Origin of the sequence: Clostridioides sp. ES-S-0049-02 (assembly GCF_020658465.1) — a bacterium.
In the GTDB taxonomy this organism is placed as follows: Bacteria; Bacillota; Clostridia; order Peptostreptococcales; family Peptostreptococcaceae; genus Clostridioides.
The window spans coordinates 294,135-313,031 of record NZ_JACVWG010000002.1 but is presented as its reverse complement, the minus strand read 5'-3'; the positions used below and the strand labels follow the sequence as shown (position 1 = coordinate 313,031).

General features: G+C 30.6%; 15 protein-coding genes. All 15 read right to left on the bottom strand.

Annotation, left to right across the window (positions count from 1 at the left end; genetic code table 11):
- Positions 1–335 precede the first annotated feature (335 nt).
- Positions 336–1,004: a V-type ATP synthase subunit D gene (locus IC213_RS07640; RefSeq protein ID WP_227482033.1), complete on the bottom strand. Its 669-nt coding sequence runs from the start codon at positions 1,002–1,004 to the stop codon at positions 336–338.
- Positions 1,005–1,009: 5 nt separating this feature from the next.
- Positions 1,010–2,383, bottom strand: coding sequence for a V-type ATP synthase subunit B (locus IC213_RS07635; RefSeq protein ID WP_227433968.1), 1,374 nt, complete (start codon positions 2,381–2,383; stop codon positions 1,010–1,012).
- Entirely contained in the window at positions 2,380–4,158 is a 1,779-nt protein-coding gene (locus IC213_RS07630; protein WP_227433967.1) for a V-type ATP synthase subunit A, read from the bottom strand. Before IC213_RS07630 ends, IC213_RS07635 begins: the two co-directional genes overlap by 4 nt.
- A gap of 115 nt (positions 4,159–4,273) precedes the next feature.
- Positions 4,274–4,591 (bottom strand): V-type ATP synthase subunit F, encoded by a 318-nt coding sequence (locus IC213_RS07625; RefSeq protein WP_009893746.1) that lies wholly within the window; start codon positions 4,589–4,591, stop codon positions 4,274–4,276.
- Entirely contained in the window at positions 4,584–5,561 is a 978-nt protein-coding gene (locus tag IC213_RS07620; RefSeq protein ID WP_227433965.1) for a V-type ATP synthase subunit C, read from the bottom strand. The genes IC213_RS07625 and IC213_RS07620 overlap by 8 nt, the downstream gene beginning before the upstream one ends.
- A 16-nt stretch (positions 5,562–5,577) precedes the next feature.
- Entirely contained in the window at positions 5,578–6,141 is a 564-nt protein-coding gene (locus IC213_RS07615) for a V-type ATP synthase subunit E (protein ID WP_227433964.1), read from the bottom strand.
- A gap of 51 nt (positions 6,142–6,192) precedes the next feature.
- A complete protein-coding gene (locus IC213_RS07610) occupies positions 6,193–6,684 on the bottom strand; it encodes a V-type ATP synthase subunit K (protein ID WP_021385913.1) in 492 nt (163 codons plus the stop codon).
- 2 nt (positions 6,685–6,686) lie between these two features.
- On the bottom strand, positions 6,687–8,612 hold the full coding sequence (locus IC213_RS07605) for a V-type ATP synthase subunit I (protein WP_227482031.1): 1,926 nt from the start codon (positions 8,610–8,612) through the stop codon (positions 6,687–6,689).
- 1 nt (position 8,613) lies between these two features.
- Positions 8,614–8,925 carry a hypothetical protein gene (locus IC213_RS07600; protein ID WP_227433997.1) on the bottom strand — a complete coding sequence of 104 codons (312 nt, stop codon included), beginning with the start codon at positions 8,923–8,925 and terminating at the stop codon, positions 8,614–8,616.
- 639 nt (positions 8,926–9,564) lie between these two features.
- Positions 9,565–9,840 carry a Nif11-like leader peptide family natural product precursor gene (locus IC213_RS07595; protein WP_227860586.1) on the bottom strand — a complete coding sequence of 92 codons (276 nt, stop codon included), beginning with the start codon at positions 9,838–9,840 and terminating at the stop codon, positions 9,565–9,567.
- Positions 9,841–9,924: 84 nt separating this feature from the next.
- A complete protein-coding gene (locus tag IC213_RS07590; protein ID WP_227433961.1) occupies positions 9,925–11,334 on the bottom strand; it encodes a L,D-transpeptidase family protein in 1,410 nt (469 codons plus the stop codon).
- Between the two features lie 377 nt (positions 11,335–11,711).
- Complete coding sequence (locus tag IC213_RS07585) at positions 11,712–12,374, bottom strand: B3/4 domain-containing protein (RefSeq protein WP_227433960.1); 663 nt, start codon at positions 12,372–12,374, stop codon at positions 11,712–11,714.
- A 243-nt stretch (positions 12,375–12,617) separates the two neighbouring features.
- Positions 12,618–14,837: an EAL domain-containing protein gene (locus IC213_RS07580; RefSeq protein ID WP_227824356.1), complete on the bottom strand. Its 2,220-nt coding sequence runs from the start codon at positions 14,835–14,837 to the stop codon at positions 12,618–12,620.
- 271 nt (positions 14,838–15,108) lie between these two features.
- Positions 15,109–17,712, bottom strand: a complete 2,604-nt coding sequence (gene adhE / locus IC213_RS07575) for a bifunctional acetaldehyde-CoA/alcohol dehydrogenase (RefSeq protein WP_227824608.1) — start codon at positions 17,710–17,712, stop codon at positions 15,109–15,111.
- A gap of 594 nt (positions 17,713–18,306) precedes the next feature.
- On the bottom strand, positions 18,307–18,897 hold the full coding sequence (locus IC213_RS07570) for a dipicolinate synthase subunit B (protein WP_227433958.1): 591 nt from the start codon (positions 18,895–18,897) through the stop codon (positions 18,307–18,309).

Sequence of the window (18,897 nt, the reverse complement as noted above, 5' to 3'; positions counted from 1 at the left end):
ATACGAAGTTAAGTGTAAATTAACAGTTCGTTAATTTTTAGAAATTTTTGTTAAATTTATTATTTTTTTACAAAGTTCTAGGCATATAGACCATTATATCTTCATAAAAATTCTTATAAAAAACACCCTTTTACCCATATGAGTATGATTTTATTTGAGCTTTTTTATATACAAGGTAGAATATACATAACTTTTACATCTGGAGTATTGAAATGAATATTGAGAGATTAATAGGTAATTAATTGATACCGCCAATTCCGAATATGTGCTTACTTGCACTAAAAAGCCTAACTCCTATAAACTAGGATGTTAGGCTTATTTTTATAAGTATTTAATTATCCAACCAAATCATTTTTCTTTTTTTCTTCAAGTGCTTTTTTAAGCACCATATCCTTAACCTTCATAAGTCTAGTAGTACTTGCTCTCTCATTTTCTTCAAGCTTCATAGCAATATACTTAATAGTTTCAATGTAATTTGGTATCATTACATTTTCAAGAGCATTAACACGTCTACGTGTCTTTTCTATCTCTTGTGCAAGAAGCTGTGCACTTTTTTCACTTTCTGCAAGTCTTAAAAGTGGTTCCATTGCATCTGAAAATGCTTCCATAGCAGAATCTAATTCACCTGATGTAAAAGCAAGACCATAAGGATAAATATCACTTTGATTGTTTTCAGTTTTAAAGTCAAACACAGGAACATCAACACTCATTATGTTTCTTGTAGAAACACCTACAGAAACAGATTGTTTTGGCATCATAAGTGCTGAACCTAGATACTCCTGACTCATAACTGCCCTTGCAATTATAAAATTTTTATAAGCAGCATCGAGAGCATTTTCTGCTTCTTCACGTAATCGCTTATTTTCTCTTACAATTTCAAGAAATTGTTTCATAAGTTCATCAAGCTTATCTTTAAGAAGCTTATGACCTCTTGTCGCAGTTTTAAGGAGTTTCTTAAGTCTAGTCATTTCCATACGTGTTGGATTTATATTTAATCTAGCCACAGATATCACTCCTTAGGCATATATTTTTCAAAATATTCATCACGAATACGTTTAAGTTCACTTTTTGGTAACATACTAAGAAGCTTCCATCCAATTTCTAATGTTTGCTCAATAGTTCTGTCAGTTCTAAATCCTTGTGAAACGTATTCTTTCTCAAATTCATCTGCAAATTTTGCATACATTAAATCAATTTCAGAAAGTGCAGATTCACCCAATATTGCCATAAGTTCTTTTGCATCTTTACCTCTTGAATATGCTGCAAAAAGCTGGTTCATTGTATCTGCGTGGTCCTCACGAGTCTTACCTTTACCAATCCCCTTATCTTTAAGACGAGAAAGTGATGGTAAAACATCTATAGGAGGTTGTATATCTTTTTTATAAAGTTCACGGTTAAGTATAATTTGTCCTTCTGTAATGTATCCTGTAAGGTCAGGAATTGGATGTGTTTTATCATCCTCAGGCATTGTAAGTATTGGAATCATTGTTATAGACCCTTCATGTCCTTTCATTTTTCCTGCTCTTTCATACATTGTAGCAAGGTCAGTATAAAGATAACCTGGATATCCACGACGTCCTGGAACTTCTTTTTTGGCTGCGGAAACTTCACGTAATGCTTCTGCATAGTTTGTAATATCTGTTATTATAACAAGTACATGCATATCTTGCTCAAAAGCAAGGTATTCTGCTGCTGTAAGTGCCATTCTAGGTGTAGATACACGCTCTACTGCTGGGTCATTTGCAAGGTTTACAAATACCACAGAACGGTCAATTGCTCCTGTTGCTTTAAAATCACTTATGAAGAAATCTGCATCTTCAAAAGTTATACCAACAGCTGCAAATACAACGGCAAACTTAGAGTCAGTTCCACGAACTTTTGCCTGTCTTGCAATTTGAACTGCAAGATTAGCATGTGGCAAACCAGAACCTGAGAATATAGGAAGTTTTTGCCCTCTAACCAAGGTATTAAGCCCGTCTATAGCAGAAACACCAGTCTGTATAAACTCAGCTGGATAATCACGTGCTGCTGGATTTATAGGTGCACCATTTATATCAAGTCTTTTATCTGGTATAATTTCTGGTCCACCATCAATAGGTTTACCCATCCCACTAAAAACACGACCTAATATGTCTGGTGAAACTCCAAAATCAAGACTCTTTCCTAAAAAACGTACTTTACTTTCAGCAAGGTTTATACCTGTTGAACTTTCAAAAAGTTGAACAAGTGCAGTATCTTCATTTACTTCTAGAACTTTACAACGACGAATTTCTCCACTTGAAAGCTCAATTTCTCCAAGTTCATCAAATTTTACACCTTCTACGCCGTTTATTAACATAAGAGGACCAGCTACCTCTTGTATTGACTTATATTCCTTTATCATAGTTCTTCAGCCCCCCTCTTTTTAATAAGGTCAGCAAGCTCGTTGTCTATTTCATCTTCAATTGCATCGTAAGCAGCATCTAGTTTATCTTCTTCTACATACTTAGCACGACCAATCTTTTCAAGAACTGAAAGCTTGATAATATCATTTATAGTAACATTTTGCTTAATAGCATCTTGTGCTGACTTATAGAATTTTAGAATAAGCCCCATCATTCTATACTGTTTGTGAAGTGATGTATAAGTATCAACTTCATGGAAAGAGTTTTGATGAAGGAAGTCCTCTCTTATAGAACGAGTGACTTCTAGTATCAATCTATCTCCATCTGAAAGTGAGTCAACACCAACCAATTGAACTATCTCTTGAAGCTCAGATTCAACTTGCAAAAGTTTCATAGCTTGAGCTCTTTGAGCTGAGAAATTATCATTTACATTTTTATCTGCCCATACATCAACTTTCTCCTGATAAAGTGAATAACTTGTTAACCAGTTAATTGCTGGGAAGTGACGTTTATATGCTAATGAAGCATCAAGTCCCCAGAATACTTTTACTATACGAAGTGTTGCTTGGCTAACAGGTTCTGATGTATCACCACCAGGAGGAGAAACAGCACCAATTGCTGTAAGAGTTCCTTCTCTATCATCCATACCTAGACAGTTTACTTTTCCTGCTCTCTCATAGAATTGAGCAAGACGCGAACCTAAATACGCTGGGTAACCTTCTTCACCTGGCATCTCTTCCAAGCGACCACTCATCTCTCTAAGAGCCTCTGCCCATCTTGATGTAGAATCTGCCATAAGTGCAACACTGTATCCCATATCTCTAAAATATTCAGCTATTGTAATACCAGTGTATATAGAGGCCTCACGCGCAGCAACTGGCATATCTGATGTATTAGCTATAAGTACTGTTCTTTGCATAAGTGACTCACCTGTTCTCGGGTCTTTTAGTTCAGGGAATTCAAGAAGAACATCTGTCATTTCATTTCCACGTTCTCCACATCCTATATATACAACTATATCTGCATCTGCCCATTTAGCAAGCTGATGCTGTGTAACAGTTTTTCCACTTCCAAAAGGTCCTGGAATAGCTGCTACCCCACCTTTTGTAATTGGGAAAAATGTATCTATAACTCTTTGACCTGTAACAAGAAGTGAATCTGGTGTTTTCTTTTCCCTATATGGTCTTTCTTTTCTAACTGGCCATTTTTGCATCATAGTTACAGCTATATCATTACCTTTTTCGTCTGTGATAACACAAACTGTATCCTCAACAGTAAATTCTCCAGAATATATTTCTTTTATAGTACCTTTTACGCCATAAGGAACCATAATCTTACATTCCACTACAGCAGTTTCTTGAACTACCCCAATTATATCTCCTGCTACGACTTTATCACCAGCAGATTTTTTAGGTTTGAATTCCCATTTAATTGTTCTATCAAGTGAAGATACTTCAACACCTTTAGTTATATTAGTACCTGAAATTTCATACATTTTTTCAAGTGGACGTTGAATACCATCATAAATAGTTGAAATAAGACCTGGCCCAAGTTCAACACTCATAGGCATTCCAAGAGAAACCACTTCTTCTCCTGGTCCTAGACCAGAAGTTTCCTCATAAACCTGTATAGAAGCCTTATCTCCATGCATTTCAATAATCTCGCCTATAAGATGTTTATCAGAAACTCTTACGACGTCAAACATATTCGCATCTCTCATGCCCTCCGCTACAACAAGCGGTCCTGACACCTTTACAATTGTGCCTGTTTTCATATTCTCTCACCTGCAATCATATACTTTATCAAAATTTAAATATTCCCTCCTATATTTTATCAATACATTTTTTAGCATTAACAAAATTTGAGATTGTCTCTTATTCAATTTGCATCTATTCTTTAAATAATATATCTGCACCTATAGCACGTTTACTAGATTCTCTTACTTCATTCATACCTAATCCCATACTTCCTCCAATACCTGGAATAACTATAATAGCAGGAAGTTGATAGTCTTTGTATTTTGCTATTGATTCTTTTGCAAGCAATGACGCCTGTTCTGTAATATAAATTATCGCATATTCATCTTCAACCAACTTATGTATACTTTTTTTAATTTCGTCACTATCATAGGCTGGGAAGATATCTATTCCAAGAGCTAAAAATCCCATGATGCTATCTTTATCTCCAACTACTCCTACCTTATACATAAGCATCCCTTAGCCTTTCTTTTATAGTATCTGCGTCTATATTATTAAGCTTACTAGTCATAATAATCCTAATTGTTTTTATTTCTGATTCTTTAGCATATAAATATGCAATTAGCGGTTCTAGTGTAAGAGGTTTAAATTTTGCATCTCTAACATATTCCATAAGATAATCATCACAAAGTTTTTCAAAGACAGTAAATCCACTATCCATGCCATTTTTACAGACATCAGAGTAAGAAGTAGATTTAAAACATGATGCTGGAGTGTCTGAAGAAAAAGCTTCTAAGAATTTTTCTTTATCAAGTGAGCCACCTGAAACAAACACATTCATAAACATATCAAAATCTTTCTTCATGTTTTTAACTCTTATAAAACTCTTTAGATTTGTTAAATCACAAACTTTCATAACATAATCTATTACAAATTTATTTTGACTTTCTGTAGCTGTCTCTTTCATACTTGAAAAAGTTGCTTTATCTAAAACAATATCAACCATCTGACCATTTTGTGTTTTACTATAAATATCAAATGCATCTATTATTGCTCCTGCCATTATCTTAGGTAAATCACTAAAACTACGATTTGCTAAAGATTCTTTAAGCTTCGCAAGTGAAATTGTACCTCCATCAATTAAGTACTTTTCACCATCTACACCAGAAATTTCTTCTTTAATCAAAACTTTTAAGTTATGATAATCATTTTTATAAAGGAATACATCAACAAATTTTTCTTCAGGGGCTAGACCTTTAAGAATTTCATATGTTTTAGATAATTCTTGAGTCAAAACATTCTCAAAATTGTGAACATTATTATTTGACGAATCCGTATAACCCGCTTCTGCTATAATTCTTAAAGAGTCTTCAGGGCTTTTAGCTTCTGCCATTTGAATAAACATTTGTCTGTTAAGAAGCTGTTTTTCAAGCACTCTTATTCGTGCCACGGCATAGGGATAAGTTTTTTCTTCTGCCATCTTTTAACCCCCCTCCTTAATTAAACAAAATTTCTGCTGCAATTTGCTCAATATCTTCATGCTCTACTGCAATTATAGCTTCAAACGAATAATTATACTCAATGTCACCTTTTTTAACTATGAAACCTCCAGTAATATCTCTAGTTTCATCAGATACTTTAATGCCTTTTTTAGATAATACATCTTTTAATGTTTTTCTATCTTTTTTAGATAATACTATCTCAGATCCATCTGTACAATTCGCTTTTTCAATCATATTTAATATAATTTGTTCATATTCACTATCTTTAAGATTTAGAAGTTTATTTTTAGCTTCTAAAATTACTGCTTCTAAAATCTGTTGTTTCTTTGATAATATTTGTTTCTTAGCCTCCATATAAGCTCCTGATATTTCCTTAGAAGCTGCTTTCTCTGCTTCTGCCTCTGCAAGCTTTGTATAGGAAGCCATTTCCTTTTCAGCTTTTTCATTAGCTGAACTTATCTTTAAATCTGCTTCACTTTTAGCTTTATCCAATATTTCTTGTGCCTCTTGTTTGGCATCAGCTATAATTCTGTCAATCATTTTTTGTTCATTACCCATAGGAGTGCTTCCTCCTTTTCATTTTTTTTACTTATGAATTATATTCTATAATTAACCAACTGCAATTCCATTGTAAGCTAAGAAAGAAACAAGTAGTCCTAAAAGAGCATATGTTTCAACTATCGCTGCAAATGTTATAGCTTTACCAAGTTCTTCAGGTCTTTTAGCAACTATTCCAACCCCTGCTGCTGCTGCCTTACCTTGTGCAATACCTGATACTAAGCCAACTAGACCAATTGGAAGTCCTGCCATAAGAAGTTGTAAACCTTGAGCTGATGTTGGTATCGCATCTCCACCAATAATTCCTGCTTTTGATAAAATAAGGAAAGCTATGATAAATCCATATAGACCTTGTGTACCAGGAAGAAGTTGCAAAACTAGAAGTTGACCGAATTTACTAGGGTCTTCTGTTACAACACCTGCTGCGGCTTGACCTGCTATTGAAGTACCTTTAGCAGAACCCATACCTGCAAATAACGCTGCTATAGCAGCTCCTGATATTGCCAAAAATTGACCATTTCCTAACGCGTTTAAAAATTCCATATTTACATCTCCTTTTTATTAATGCTTGTATATTTTGTTTTATACTTAAACGGAACAAAAGGAACTCCTCCGCCTTCATAAAACTTATTGAAAAATTCTACATACTGTAACCTACTTGTATGAACATATGCACCTAGTGCATTTATAAGAAGGTTTATTGTGTGTCCTACAACACCAATTACAACTGCAAATATTGGACCAGCTATAGCCCCTAAAAGATTGATAACCTGCCCTATAACTCCTGTTGTTAGACAAAGAGCCATAATTCTTGTATAAGATAATATATCAGCAAAATAACTTGTTATACCATAAAGACTTGAAAATCCTTTAAAAAGCTTAACAGGAACACCTTTAAAGCTTCTTCCTTGAGTAAGGATAAGACCTATAGCACCTATAATTGCTAAATATTTTCCTACTTCAGAAAATACGCCAATATCTCCTGCAACAAAAGGTATTATAAGTAGACATACCCCTGTTATACATAAATACCAAAACCCTATATCAAAAATTGCATCTATTACCTTTCCATCTCTTATTAATGTATATGCTTTAATTCCCAAACCTACATATATATGGATAATACCGAACAGTAATGACATCCCCATAAGTACCATAACATCCTCTAAAGGATTAATTAAAGCTTTTATAGGAACTAAATCCCCCAAAATACCCCCGAATATAAGACCCCATATAGTAGTTGAAACTCCACAAATACCAATAAGTTTAATTAAATTTCCTTCACCCTTTTTCATTTTTGATTTGTATACAATAAATCCACAAGCTAGGGCAATTATTATCCCATATGCAGCATCACTTAGCATCATTCCAAAGAATACAACATAGAAAAAAGTCATAATCGTATTTGGGTCAATATCTTTTGTGCTTGGACAACTGTACATGTTTGTTACACTTTCAAAAGGTGTTACAAGTTTATTGTTTTCAAGTAGAATCGGGAAACCTTCTTCTTTGTTTCCTTCCTCTGTTTGAACACAACAATCAAACTTTTCTGTGATTTCACTAATTAGGTCGCTTGCACTTTTACTTGGTAACCAACCATTAAGACAGAATGTTGTTTTTGTTTTTACAAGTCTCTCTATAATCTTTTTCTGGTCTCTTTCTATAGTGTAAAAGTCATATAGATTTTCAAGCATGTGTATATTATTTCCATGATTTTTGATTTCTTCTGTCTTATTTTTAGAAACGTTTTCCTGTCTAATTATCATTTCATTGTATTTCTTGATAGCTTGTGATGGTGTACCTTCCTCACTTGGTAATGTAACTATTGTAAAATTAAATTCTTTAAGAACTTCTGTAGCATTATCAAAAGTTTCTTTTAAAGTAATTAAATAAACATAGTTCATTAACTTGTCAGAATCAATAATTCCAAGAACACTTTCTGGCACTTCATCCTCTAGTCTAACTCTTAAAGCATCAATATTTGCATTTGTGGGTATAGTTCCTAGAATAGTTTTTGTATACTTAGTTTCCATCTTTTCAAAAGGAACATCAAAGTTTACCCATGGCTCTAACATACTTTTATTATTATTTAATAAATTTATGTTACTCCTTATTGTACCTATCTCTTTATTTAGATTATTTAACTCCAAAACTTCAGCATAAATTTCATCTTCTTTTTCACTGTCAATTTTGTTAAATTCTCTTTTTGGTGCAAACATAGCTTTCTTTTGTTTCACTAGTGAAGAAACAATGTCAATCGCTTGATTCACATGTGCCATCTTCTGTTCTAGCATTATAACCTCTGACTCCTCACCATCTTTTGTAAGATGATTTTTTAACTCATCCATTTCAGTAAGAAAGGCACTATCATCAATCTGAACAAATCCACGGTTCATAAGTAGCTTTAAAATTTGGCTTTTTTGAGCTTCTAAGCCAACAATAGATATCTTGTTCATATTAACTATTGCCATATTATCTCACTACCTTTCCAATAACCGCTTCGATTGCCTTACTTCGTCTTTCTGTCGCAGTTTTTTCAATTTTCAGACATTCACTTTTAGCATCTGCCAAGATTTTATCAACCTCTGCTTTACTGTCGGTGACTGCCTTCTCAACAAGAGTTTCTTCCATAAGCTTTGCTTGCTTTTTTACATCAGTCAAGATGCTTTCACATTCGTTTACAGCATCAGCTCTGATAGACTCTGCATCAGTAACAGCTTTTACTTTAATACTGTCTGCTGTCTGCTCTGCCTCAACAATGCTTTTTATTATTTCAAAAGCCATCCAAATCACCTCTCTTACCTTTTTACTATGTATATAACTAATTAGAGTTTTTTATTCTAATTAGATTACTACCTCATTGTTAAAGTATAAACAGCATTTTTATATAATAATTAATTTTTTTCAACATTTATTTTTTAATAAAACATATTTTAGAGTAGTACTTGCTTAGACTTACATTCTTTTTTGACTTACTTTTAGACTATGACATGAGTATGATTTTTAAATATCATTATTTTCAATAATTATAATTTAAAGCAATATGGTTTGTCAATAGCGTTATTTTGTTTTGAAATTAACGGTTTATCGACATTTTCAATTTTTATTTCAATTTTTTTTTACATATAACTTTATTTATTCCATATAAATTATTTTTATCTTTTTTTTCAACACATAGAATGATAAAACTTATTGTTTTTTTTGAATTTTTAGAAATATCTTATATTTTTTCATCTAACTTTTATAAATCATCAGCTCATATCGATTTTTGTCAGCTTATTTTAGTTTAATTTTTTCTAAATTTATTAGATATAAGTTAATCCTTTTTTAAGATTGATAAAATTTACACTTATTTTTAAATACTTTAGTCCCTCAATCATTATCTTAACTTTAAATAAGTAATACCACTAATTAGTTTATATATTATATATTCGCCAACATGATGAAAAAATCCTCGAACCAATCACTCCAACCTTCAATAGGATATGCAGCTCCTCCATTTACGCTTTTTAAAAGATTGGATGTATATTCTTCTCCTATAGAAAAAAGTTCACCTATCGTTATATCATATCCTCTAGATGTAACTACTTTACAAAATGAATCCATAACATCACGTTGTTTTCTTGTTTCCATAATCTCTTTCTTAAACTCTGAATCGTTCTTTGCTTCATCTAAAATTTTAATTAATTTTTCATTCATTATATACATTCCTTTCTATATAAAAAAGAAGCCATCTAAAAAAACTAAGATGACTTCACTTAATCGTTATAAACAATATTTTTACTAGTATAAAATAATTGGTGTACCTGGTTCTATATTTTCATAGATTTTCTTTGCCTTAGAAAAAGGTGTGTTTACACATCCATGTGAACCTGAAGATCTATATATACCTCCACCAAAAGAACCTCTCCAAGTAGCATCATGAATTCCTATATTTCCATTAAATGGAAGCCAATAACTTACAGGTGAACTATAGCCTTGACCAGTTAAAGAAACATTTCTAGCTTTATAGTTAAGAGGATATATCCCTGATGGGGTAGCAAATCCTCTACCTAAATCGCCTGTTACAACATCTGTTGATACAAGCATTTCTCCATTCTTAAAGAACCACATGTGTTGGTCAGAAAGACTAATCTCAACATATGTATTACCAATATCATCTTTATTACGAGATACAGCTTTTTGTATGTAGATAGGTTCTCTTGTAACATTTTTTCCAGCTTTTACAACATCAACTAAAGCTTCTGCTTCTTTCTTTTTATCTATCAACCATCCATAAATTCCACCTGAAATAGTAATCTCTTTGCCAGTTGCAGTTTTAAATGGTCTTGAATCTCCAAAAGTACTATATTTTTTGCTTAATCCTCTTGTATACTCTACCATCACATCATTATCGAAAGTTATGTCATAATTTTTTTCTGAGTCTACCTTTAACCACTTATTAATCTCAGAACCATCTAAAGTTTCCTTACGGTCACTAAAATCATATGTAACAACTACACTGACATATTTATCTAATGTCTTAATAGCCTCTTTTAACTTTTCTGAATCCTTTGTATTGTTTGGAACTTCATATAATTTACTCTCCTCTAAAGAAACAGAAGTAACACCAGAATTAATTGATTTTTTTACTAATTTATAAAAATCATCTTTTTTTACTTTGTTTCCAAGTACTTCTGGTACTATAACATAAGCATTTTTACTGCTATCATACTTAGGGTATGCACTCTTAGGCTCTACAACATTTTTACTATCAAAACAAGATAAAGCATTAAACCCTTTTTCTAGTAAATCTTTATCATATGAAAGAGTTACCATATTATTATACTCTTTAGATTTAAATATTCCACCAATCCATCCAAACGCACTTTGGCTATCTTTTATTTTTTGAACCTTATCATCTGGTGTAAACTTTAAATCTATATCTTTTGCTTTTATTTGTTCTTTTTTATTGTTTCTTTCCTCTAGACTTAAAGTATAAGAATTAGTACTTGATGTTAATAAATCATTTACTTGTTCAACTGTCTTTCCTGAAGCTTTCACACCATTAATAGTTGTACCAAAGTAAAAATGATTTCTAAAAAAGATTGCCATCCCTATATAAGCTACAATCAAAACACCTACTACTATAGCTATCTTAACTTTTAGATTTTTTTGCCCACTTTCTTGTTTTGCCTCTTTTCCTTCAATCATAACTAAATCCTTTCTTCATTATAATTACCTATGTACTTTACTAGTTTTAAAAAACCTTGTTTCTTCTATATACCCAAACTATTATATTATTAATTTATATTTTTAAAGATAGAGTTATTTACATGATATCAATTTATATTTCAGATAAAATGATTATTGTCAATTCCCCCTTTCAAAATCCCTTAAATATAACCTCTGCTATAATAATATATTACCATACTTTTAAGCATCAGTGTGGCTATCTGTCTATTTTTGTTACATTAAACTACTATTTCCAAAAAAAGAAACTAATATCTTGTTAGTTTCCTTTTTTGATTCATTCTTATATATTAGTCTCCAACTTAACATAACGTTGTTATATACATTTTATATAATTATTATTTAATTATTTTAGTTTCTATATCCTTTCCATCTGCATACTCTTTAAGTAAATCCTTAGCGTATCCAAAGTACTCTTCAATATCTGATTCCGAACTAAATGAAAATATACAAATTAGTATTTCAATTGCATCTGTTGTTATCATAGCTCTCTCGGAATCACTAGTTGGGCTTCCAAATTTACCTAATGAATCAGATAATATAGGTAGATTTTCTATATTTATCAACTCTTTTCCAATACCTTTATACTGCTCGCCTTCATCACCTACAGTAAAACATATTGGTGGATGTAGTTTACTTACATTATATGTACCAACTGGATATAATGATTTTATAGATATTAGATTATTTATTTCAACTATATTATTTATTGTATATAGACCCTTACCTTGAACAATTCTTCTAACTAATGCTTCTGAAGACGTTCTATATCTACTTGGATTTTTACCAAGTTCTTTATATGCATCTCTTGCATCTTTAATCTTATCCAATTTCGTAATATCTTCAATTTCTAGCTTTTGATTCAAAATATCACAAAACTCATTTATCCCATTTATTAACTTTTCTGAGCTTTTATTTACTACTACTTTTGCTTGGATACATCCTAATTTTGCATCAGGCCATTTGTCCTTAAGTTTTTTATCAATGCTTATATCTATCATACTCAAACAACTCCTATCATTAAATTTTTATTTAAGTTTTTTATCATCTATACATTATAGTACTATTCTTTTGTTAATAACATATTTATATCCAAAATAATTTATTTTTAACAGATTTTTATAAAAGATAATTACTTTCCTCATATCTGAATCTTACAAAATAAAAACACTAATTATCTAGCAAGCATTTATTAAATCCAAGCATATATAATAGTGTTTTATATGAAAAAATAAATTTTATTTTTAAAGTAATTTCATAAAATTTTGAACTGGCATTGGTCTTGCAAAATAAAACCCCTGAACTAAATCACATCCAAATTGCTTCATTAACTCAGCCTGTTTCTTACTCTCAACGCCTTCTATAATTACAATTAAATCTAATGATTTTGCTAGAGATACTATAGACTTTGCTATATTACGACTTTTCTCATCATTTTCAATACCATTAAGAAAAGACTTATCTAATTTTAATACATCAATTGGCATGTCCCTTAGACAACTAATAGAAGAATAACCTGTTCCAAAATCATCCATAGAAATTGAAAATCCATGCTTCCTTAATTCATTTAAAACACTTTTTAGTATATTTAATTCATTAATAACTACAGTTTCTGTTATCTCTAATTCAATTAAATTTGAATGTATGTTATATGTTTGGATAGTACTATTGATAAATTTTACAATATCTGGTTGATATAACTCAACTCTAGATAGGTTTACTGAAACTGGTACTAATTTTTTCCCTTGTTTTTCCCATTTAGATAAATCGCTACAAACTCTTTCAAATACAAATCTACCTATTTTTAAAATCAATTGACTTTTTTCTGCTATTGGAATAAATATAGCTGGACTTATAAACCCATGTTCAGGATGATTCCATCTTATCAGTGCTTCACTTCCTATCATCTCACCATTTACAAGTGAAAACTTAGGTTGATAATAAACTTCAAATTGATTCTTTACTAATGCTGTCTTTATATCATCTAAAATTATAGATTCCTCACTAAGCTTATTTCTAACATCTTCATTATAAATAGCATAGTTTATATTTTTACCTTTGGCAATAGACCTTGCCATATTAGCTTTATTTACAGCCTTTTGAGCATCTACTTCTCCTTCTTCTACGAAGTAAATACCCACACAAAGAGAAATTTCAAATACTGTATTTAGATTATTTTCAATATTACTTCGTATACTATCAATTTTTTTTATAATTTTATTTCTTCCATTTTTGTATTCACAAAAAATAGCAAAATAGTCACTTGAAAGCCGTGCATATATTTCACCTTCTGTTAGTTCCTCTTTTAAAGCACTTGCTATAGTAATTAATAGATTATCACCAAATTCATATCCAAAAGTATCATTAATCATTTTAAAATTATCAATATCAAAATATACTATAATATAATTTAAAGATGGTTTATTTAAAAGATACTTACTACATTCTCTATAAAATTTATTTTGATTTCCTATATGTGTAACTCTATCTTCATATGCTAAACTTAATATTTCTTTTTCATTAGATTTTTTTATGTACATTATATAGAAAATAATTGCAATAAACACAAATATAATCAATAATACTGCATATACAGCTCTCTTAATAATTTGCTCAGAATTACGGAATATAACATTTTCTGGAATTGAAAAAATCAAGTTCCAATCCTTTATATAATTATCTTTTTTCTTTCCATTATCCATAGTAGCATATCCTAGGTATCGTCTTTCTCCTGACATATTTAAGATTGCAGCACCTGTTTTATTTTCTTCTAATTGTTTTTTTAATTGATTTACATCTTTAATATCATTATCCTGCTTTAACAATTCATAAATATTTCTTGATAATCTATCTTGTTGAGGATGAAGTATAACTGTCCCATTATTTTTTACAACATAAGATATACTATTATTTTCATAAAAAGATACATTTATAAGTTTCATTAGAGTATTGACATCATAAGTACAATACAAAACTCCAACTACTTTATCATTATTTAATATTGGTACTGAGATAGTAATCTTTTTTACAGACTTATTTACTTCATCAATATATGGGCTTGAAACATACTTTTTACCATTAATTGAATTTTTGAAGAATTCTCTATCCTTAACAGAAAACTTATTACCCTTAGTATTTTCTGCATTCCCATTTATATCAACAATTGCCATAGTATAAAATTTTTGGTTTTCCATTTCATCTAAAAGCTTTTTTATTTTTTCTTCATTAGACATGTTAGGATTTGAAGTATAATAACTTGAAAAAATATTTAAAATATCTAAATCTTTTTCAATTTGTCTTTGTGCTAACTGAGAACCTTGTATCGCAACTTCTTTTATATGTACTTCTGCCTCTGATATAAGAAGTTTTCTTGTATCTTCTATATATAGATATCCTAATATCAGAAATAATGATGCCATTAAAAGAATTATAATTAATGTAACACTTTTATTTCTTTTAGTCATCTTACCCCTCCCTTAATTAGTCAACACTTTATATCCCTATTTATATCTTTATTAATACAAATTTATTACTTATCTTACATACAAATATACCCAAATATTACATATAGATTCATTCTAATTATTATAATAACATTATTTAATTGAATTTTGAATTAAAGTTTCAAAACTATTTATGTTTTTTTAAATGAAAAATCCCATATACAATGATATTATATATCTAATGTATACAGGATTTTAGTTTATTTATTTTATAGTAAGTTTTATAGTAAATTTATTTTCCATAATATGAATTTAAATACATTTCTTTTATTTCATTCATAAGAGGATATCTTGGATTCGCACCTGTACATTGGTCATCAAAGGCTTGAATCACCATTTCATCTAGTGAATCTATAAATTTAGATTCCTCAACACCAAATTCTTTTATAGTTTTAGGAATACCAACTTTACTCTTTAAATCTTCAATAGCTATCAATAAACTTTGGAATTTTTCTTCATCAGAATTTCCTTTTAATCCCAAGAATGAAGCTATTTCAGCGTATCTCTTTAATGCCTCTGGATACTTATATTGAGAGAAAGCTCCCATTTTCTTTGGTGCATTAGAAGAATTAAATTTCATAACACCTGTTATTAAAAGAGCATTTGCAACACCATGTGGTACATGATGGAAAGCACCTAACTTGTGAGCCATAGAGTGACAAACACCTAAAAATGCATTTGCAAAAGCCATTCCTGCCATTGTAGAAGCATTTGCCATTTTTTCTCTTGCTTCTGAGTCTTTTGCTCCATTATCGTATGCACGTGGAAGATATTCAAATATGCTCTTAATAGCTTGTAAAGCTAGACCATTTGTATAGTCAGTTGCAAGCATAGATACATATGCTTCTAATGCATGAGTCAAAGCATCAATACCAGAAGCAGAAGTTAATCCTTTTGGCATATTCATCATCATATCCGCATCAACTATAGCCATATTTGGCATCAACTCATAATCAGCTAATGGATATTTAACACCTGTATCTTGGTCAGTTATAACTGCAAATGGAGTTACTTCTGAACCAGTCCCTGCTGATGTTGGTATAGCTACAAAACTAGCTTTTTCACCCATTTTAGGGAACGCATACACTCTTTTTCTTATATCCATAAATCTCATTGCTAGGTCTTGGAAATCTACTTCTGGATGCTCATATAATGTCCACATTATCTTACCTGCATCCATTGCACTTCCTCCACCTATAGATATTATTACATCTGGATTAAACTCTCTCATAGCTTTAGCACCTATCTTAGCACATTCTAAAGTTGGGTCTGGTTCAACTTCAAAGAAAGTAGTATGCTTGATGTTCATTTCATCTAATAAGTCAGTAACTGTCTTAGTATATCCATTATTGTAAAGGAATGTATCTGTTACAATAAAAGCTCTCTTTTTATTCATTACATCTTTAAGTTCTTTTAACGCCACTCCTAAACAACCTTTTTTAAAATAAACTTTTTCTGGTGCTCTAAACCAAAGCATATTTTCTCTCCTCTCAGCTACTGTCTTAATATTAAGTAAGTGCTTAACTCCTACATTTTCAGATACTGAATTTCCTCCCCAAGAACCACATCCTAAAGTAAGAGAAGGAGCTAGTTTAAAATTATATAAATCACCTATACCACCTTGAGAAGAAGGAGTATTAATTAAAATTCTACAAGTTTTCATAGCTTTAGTAAATTTATCAAGCTTTTCTCTCTGATTTACATCATCAATATATAATGAAGATGTATGACCAAACCCTCCATCTTCTACCAATTTTTCTGCTTTACTAACTGCATCATCAAAGTTGTTTGCTTTATACATTGCAAGTACTGGTGAAAGTTTTTCATGAGCAAAAGCTTCTTCTATTTCAACTGATTCAACCTCACCTATTAAAACTTTAGCATCAACTGGAACTTCAAAACCTGCTAATGTTGCTATTGTGCAAGCTGTTTGACCAACGATTTTAGAGTTTAATCCCCCATTTACTAAAATTACATTTCTTAATTTTTCTGTTTCTTCTTTATTTAATAAGTAAGCACCACGCTCTTTAAATTCTTTTTTAACTTCATTATATATATTTTCCAATACTATAACTGATTGTTCAGAAGCACATATCATACCATTATCGAATGTCTTAGATACAAGAATTGAATTTACAGCAGTTTTTATATCTGCGCTGTCATCAATTATTGCTGGTGTATTACCTGCACCGACTCCAATAGCTGGTTTTCCAGATGAATATGCTGATTTAACCATTCCAGGACCTCCTGTAGCAAGAGTTAAGTCAACTTCCTTCATAACAGTCGTAGTTAATTCCAAAGATGGCTCATCAATCCATCCGATTATACCTTCAGGAGCTCCAGCCAGAACAGCAGCTTCAAGAACTACCTTTGCTGCCTCTATAGTAGAATTTTTTGCTCTTGGATGTGGAGAAAATATTATTCCATTTCTAGTTTTTAGAGCTAAAAGTGATTTAAATATAGCAGTAGAAGTTGGATTAGTTGTAGGTATAACTGCTGCAACAACTCCTATTGGCTCAGCTATTTTAGTCATACCAAAGGCTTCATCTCTCTCTATAACACCACAAGTTTTAGTTTCTTTATATGCATTGTATATATATTCTGATGCATAGTGATTCTTTATAACTTTATCCTCAGCAATTCCCATACCAGTTTCTTTTTGTGCCATTATAGCTAGAGGAACTCTTTGCTTATTAGCTGCTAAAGATGCTGCTAAAAAAATCTTATCTACTTGCTCTTGAGTGTATGTAGCAAAGATTCTTTGAGCTTCTCTAATTTTTGCTAATTTTTTAACTAAATTTTCAACATTATTTACAACGCATGCATTATCTGCCATAGCTTCTTCTCCCCTTTTATTTTCTATTATAATCTGTTCTTTATTAGCCATTTCAATGCCCTCCTAGAATAGTATAATCTTCTTTTTCTGTTAATTTATTAACAGTATAGCATGTTATCTTCGCATTTTCAAGTTATTTTTTTAACATTTTATTTTTTGTTTAGTATTATATTATTTATATTAATAATAATATGCTTTACAAATATCTAGATTAACTATATATTACTTTATTTTTTATATAAATTGTGAATAAATTCATCTCAATACTTAAGGATAACGTTATTATTTTAACACTTGTATTTTCATTTTTTAATGAAAAAATTAAAAGATTTTTTTCAAGTATAGTATTGTATAAAAGTTATAAAGAAAAAAATACATTAAGAAGAAAATAAAGACTTAAAGAGTAAATTAAATACTCTGAGATATGCAAACAGTTATAATATGTATTATAATTAGAGATATACACACTGATAATTTTTATATACTGTGAAATAAAATATACTTAATATATTACAAGTTAAAGTCCAGCAAATAAGATTGCTGGACTTTGTTAATATTACTAAATATACATGTATATCAGATTACATCATTAATCTATTGATGTGGACTTTTTATAACAGGTTGTAACTGTTTATTATCAAGAGCAAGCTCTATTGTTGGAATTATTAACTCTGTATGTGCAATCATAGAATTAGGCTTTGCATTACAATTATCTTGACCAAAAGGTACAAAATATATGTTTTTAGAGTTAAGAAGAGTTCCAATGTTTTTGAAATTAAAACTTAGAGCATCATTAGTTGATATTGATACTACAAGTGGTTTATCATTGCGAAGATGACCTTTTGCTGCCATCAATACTGGAGAGTCTGTAATGCCATTTGCTAGCTTAGCAGCAGTATTTCCAGTACAAGGGGCTATTATTATAATATCAGCAATTCCTTTAGGTCCAAATGGTTCTGCTTCTTCAATTGTAACAATAGGTTTATTTCCTGTCAGTTCATATGCTTTTTTCATAAATTCCTCAGAATTTCCAAATCTACAATCTATATTTTGTGATACATCTGAAAATATAGTGTGTACATTTGCTCCTGCTTTTACCAAATTCTCTAACTCTATAAATATTTTATCATAAGTACAAAACGAACCAGTAAATCCTACTCCAATTGTAAGTCCTTCAAGTCTCAT

Bases quoted from the DNA above. Each gene is read 5' to 3' on its own strand.
- IC213_RS07610 (WP_021385913.1), bottom strand. From the start codon at position 6,684: ATGGAATTTTTAAACGCGTTAGGAAATGGTCAATTTTTGGCAATATCA.
- IC213_RS07630 (WP_227433967.1), bottom strand. From the start codon at position 4,158: ATGAAAACAGGCACAATTGTAAAGGTGTCAGGACCGCTTGTTGTAGCG.
- IC213_RS07615 (WP_227433964.1), bottom strand. From the start codon at position 6,141: ATGGGTAATGAACAAAAAATGATTGACAGAATTATAGCTGATGCCAAA.
- adhE (WP_227824608.1), bottom strand. From the start codon at position 17,712: ATGGCAGATAATGCATGCGTTGTAAATAATGTTGAAAATTTAGTTAAA.
- IC213_RS07595 (WP_227860586.1), bottom strand. From the start codon at position 9,840: ATGAATGAAAAATTAATTAAAATTTTAGATGAAGCAAAGAACGATTCA.
- IC213_RS07620 (WP_227433965.1), bottom strand. From the start codon at position 5,561: ATGGCAGAAGAAAAAACTTATCCCTATGCCGTGGCACGAATAAGAGTG.
- IC213_RS07625 (WP_009893746.1), bottom strand. From the start codon at position 4,591: ATGTATAAGGTAGGAGTAGTTGGAGATAAAGATAGCATCATGGGATTT.
- IC213_RS07570 (WP_227433958.1), bottom strand. From the start codon at position 18,897: ATGAGACTTGAAGGACTTACAATTGGAGTAGGATTTACTGGTTCGTTT.
- IC213_RS07635 (WP_227433968.1), bottom strand. From the start codon at position 2,383: ATGATAAAGGAATATAAGTCAATACAAGAGGTAGCTGGTCCTCTTATG.
- IC213_RS07585 (WP_227433960.1), bottom strand. From the start codon at position 12,374: ATGATAGATATAAGCATTGATAAAAAACTTAAGGACAAATGGCCTGAT.
- IC213_RS07580 (WP_227824356.1), bottom strand. From the start codon at position 14,837: ATGACTAAAAGAAATAAAAGTGTTACATTAATTATAATTCTTTTAATG.
- IC213_RS07600 (WP_227433997.1), bottom strand. From the start codon at position 8,925: ATGGCTTTTGAAATAATAAAAAGCATTGTTGAGGCAGAGCAGACAGCA.
- IC213_RS07590 (WP_227433961.1), bottom strand. From the start codon at position 11,334: ATGATTGAAGGAAAAGAGGCAAAACAAGAAAGTGGGCAAAAAAATCTA.
- IC213_RS07605 (WP_227482031.1), bottom strand. From the start codon at position 8,612: ATGGCAATAGTTAATATGAACAAGATATCTATTGTTGGCTTAGAAGCT.